The following is a 356-nucleotide window of genomic DNA, read 5'->3' on the forward strand; positions in this document are numbered from 1 at the left end:
GTTCCAGTCTTTCCTTGCCGGGACAAGGCGAATGACGGCGATCTCGCTGGGAATGGACTGTGCCAGTCGGGTACAGGCTTCGCTTCCTGCGGTGTCGCTGTCAAGGCAGAGGAACACTTTTTGGGTGTCCTTGCGTTCAGAAAGAAAACGGTCAAGAGCTTTGCCCGAAACGCCGCCCAGGGCAAGATAATTTCTTTTCTGCCAGTCCTGCGGATAAAGGCAGATGAATGATAACAGGTCAATCGGTGCTTCAAAGACAAAGAGCTGGTTGCCGTTTCCCTCATAGCGGAACGGATAGGACTTGTCAGACCCGGCAATGTCCTGTCTGAATGGGTCTGCCGTTCCTCGCACATGGG

At 53.9% G+C, this 356-nt stretch carries 1 protein-coding gene; it reads right to left on the reverse strand.

Going from position 1 to position 356, the window contains the following annotated elements; translation table 11 throughout:
* On the reverse strand, positions 1-356 hold a 356-nt coding region (locus LI162_RS15340; RefSeq protein WP_227156885.1), incomplete at both ends, for a toprim domain-containing protein.

This window comes from Mediterraneibacter sp. 210702-DFI.3.120, assembly GCF_020561005.1.
Classification (GTDB): domain Bacteria; phylum Bacillota; class Clostridia; order Lachnospirales; family Lachnospiraceae; genus Mediterraneibacter; species Mediterraneibacter faecis.